General features: G+C 66.5%; 4 protein-coding genes. 2 read left to right on the top strand and 2 right to left on the bottom strand.

What is annotated here, in order from left to right; genetic code table 11:
* Nucleotides 1–299: 299 nt before the first annotated feature.
* Together MUO23_04330 and MUO23_04325 are read right to left on the bottom strand one after the other, a co-directional pair.
* Nucleotides 300–515, bottom strand: coding sequence for a hypothetical protein (locus MUO23_04330; protein MCJ7512177.1), 216 nt, complete (start codon nt 513–515; stop codon nt 300–302).
* Between the two features lie 46 nt (nt 516–561).
* Nucleotides 562–1,368: a biotin--[acetyl-CoA-carboxylase] ligase gene (locus MUO23_04325; GenBank protein ID MCJ7512176.1), complete on the bottom strand. Its 807-nt coding sequence runs from the start codon at nt 1,366–1,368 to the stop codon at nt 562–564.
* Between the two features lie 70 nt (nt 1,369–1,438).
* On the opposite strand from MUO23_04325, the gene MUO23_04320 reads away from it, so the two are divergent.
* Nucleotides 1,439–1,969: an HIT domain-containing protein gene (locus MUO23_04320; GenBank protein MCJ7512175.1), complete on the top strand. Its 531-nt coding sequence runs from the start codon at nt 1,439–1,441 to the stop codon at nt 1,967–1,969.
* A gap of 72 nt (nt 1,970–2,041) precedes the next feature.
* The coding region (locus MUO23_04315; GenBank protein MCJ7512174.1) for a hypothetical protein at nt 2,042–2,419 on the top strand (378 nt) is incomplete at its 3' end.

Below are 2,419 nucleotides of genomic sequence, written 5' to 3'. Positions count from 1 at the left end.
TCGATCGCCTCCGGCCGAGCCCGCCGCCCACCCGTTGCTCTGCCGAACCTTCCACAATCCGCTGCTCGCCGCTTCTCAGGACGAGGGCCGGCGCGTATCCCATGCCACCCCCTCTCAGCCGGCGCATGGCACCCCAGCCTCCGTCACCTGTTCTTCGTTCCCCTTGCAGCGAGAGGGAGGTCCAAGAATCGACGTGTGGGGCCCGGGCGTGACCCGGGCCCCACACGCAAGGATCTCACGAGATGAGCTACAGTGGCTGCAGGCCTGTCGATGGGCCCGCCCTTCCCTCCGTTCGGCAGCTAGACGATCCAGACCTTCTCAAACACCAGCAGGCACATCGCCCCCATCACGATCGAAGTGAATAGCAGCAGGATCGTCAGCACGAGGCGCTGCCCGGCGGTCATGCCGAACACCCGGCGCTCGGGGCCCTTCCGCTTGGGCTGAACGCTGGTCTCCAGATCGGGGTTCTCCAGATACGAGGGCCCCTCCGACAGGTCACGCAGATTGTCGAACATGCCTACCCTCCCCGATTGCGGCCCAGGCCGCGCATTCTCCAGTATTCTATCCGGTGTGGACGTCAAGCGGGCGCAGGTGAGGGTCGCTTCCCGCAATACGGACCTCGCCCTCTCCCGGAACGTCCAGTATGATCTCGCCACCCTCGCCGATCGCCAGCAGCACTCCTTGCCATGTCTTCACACCGCTCCGGACGGAGACCCTCCGCCCGCAGAAGGCGAGGCGTTGGTTGACCTCCGCCATGATTGCCGGCGGGTCAATCCTCTGGCAGTGACTGCCGATGCGCCCGACGATCTGCACCAGCAGGTCCTCGCGGCTTGGCCGGAAACCAATGGCCGCCTCGACGCTGGTCGCCGGGTAGTCGACCTCCGCCTCGGGCGGCTCGGCCTCGGCGTATACGTTCAGCCCGACTCCTAGCACAAGGCTGTCGATCGCCTGGTCCACCCAGCTCACCTCGATCAGAACTCCGGCCACCTTGCGGTCAGAGAGCAGTACGTCGTTCGGCCACTTGATCGCCGGGCGGGCGCCCAGGTCCTCGAGCGCTTCGGCCAGAGCCACGGCCCCGACCAGGTTGAAGGCCGCCAGCTGCCGGCTGCGCGCCTCGCCGCCGGGCAAAGCCGGACGCAAGATCAGGCTGAAGGCGAGCGCCGAGCCTGGCGGAGTGCTCCAGCCTCGCCCATGCCGCCCTCTTCCGGCCGTCTGCTCCTCGGCCACCACCAGAGTGCCATGCGGGGCGCCAGCGGTGGCGAGTTCGGCGGCTAGGCTGTTGGTCGAGTCCAGCCGAGGGTGGAAGACCAGCGGCAGGCCCAGTCCTTGGGCCGGCAGCCGGCGTTCGGCTGATGCGGCATTCAGCATGGTCACATTGTAGGCCGACCTGCAGGTTCCATGCCAACCTGGCCGCATTCTGCTAGAATGGAAAGCGCCGATGAACCGCATCTGGGCCCCCTGGCGCATGCCTTACATCGAGTCCGCAGATGGCACGCGAGCGACCTGTCTGTTCTGCGATTGTCTGGCCCAGCCCGACAACGCCGAGAACTTGGTCGTTCACCGGGCCCAGCACGCTTTCGTCATCCTCAACCGCTTCCCCTACACCAACGGCCACATGATGGTCGTCCCGTATCAACATGTGCCGACGATTGTCGACCTCGAGCCCTCGGCCCAGGCGGAATTGATGCAGCTCTCCGGGCTGGCGCTGGTAGTGCTCACGGGTGCCTATGGAGCGCAGTCCTTCAACGTCGGGATCAATATCGGAGCGTCAGCCGGGGCGGGAATCGCCGAGCATGTGCATGTCCACGTCGTGCCTCGCTGGGCGGGCGACACCAACTTCATGGCGACTACGGCACACACGCGGGTAATCCCCGAGGACCTGACCCGCACCTACCAGCGCCTGAATGACGAATGGCAATCGCTGACGCGGGGCGATGGCCGCCCCATCGGTTCGCCGGGCGCCGACTAGCCCAAACAATCCGGCCCGGTTTCGGGCTGCCCCCGCATACAACCTCCAGCCACCTTTGTCAGGAGGAAGCAAATGCCTTCACCATCTGAAGCTCGCGAGCCGGTCATCCTGAGCGCTGCCCGCACTCCGATGGGCCGATACCAGGGCTGCCTGGCGCCGCTGACCGCGCCTCTGCTGGGCGCAGCCGTCATTCGCGCCGCCGTCAGCCGAGCGAATATCGAACAGCCGGAGACCATCGACGAAGTCCTGATGGGAAATGTGGTCGCTGCCGGGCTCGGCCAGGCGCCGGCGCGCCAGGCGGCTATCCACGCCGGCCTGCCACCGACGGTGGGGGCAACCGCCCTGAACAAAGTCTGCGGCTCCGGGCTGAAGACCTGTATGCTGGCGGCTCAAGCGATTCGCGCCGGGGACGCCGACTTGATCGTTGCCGGCGGCATGGAGAGCATGAGC

This window comes from Anaerolineales bacterium, assembly GCA_022866145.1.
Classification (GTDB): Bacteria; Chloroflexota; Anaerolineae; order Anaerolineales; family E44-bin32; genus PFL42.
This window is presented reverse-complemented; position numbering and strand designations above follow the sequence as displayed.

What these genes read in the sequence shown, in the direction of transcription:
- MUO23_04330 (MCJ7512177.1), bottom strand. Translation starts at nt 515, where the DNA reads ATGTTCGACAATCTGCGTGACCTGTCGGAGGGGCCCTCGTATCTGGAG.
- MUO23_04325 (MCJ7512176.1), bottom strand. Translation starts at nt 1,368, where the DNA reads ATGCTGAATGCCGCATCAGCCGAACGCCGGCTGCCGGCCCAAGGACTG.
- MUO23_04320 (MCJ7512175.1), top strand. Translation starts at nt 1,439, where the DNA reads ATGAACCGCATCTGGGCCCCCTGGCGCATGCCTTACATCGAGTCCGCA.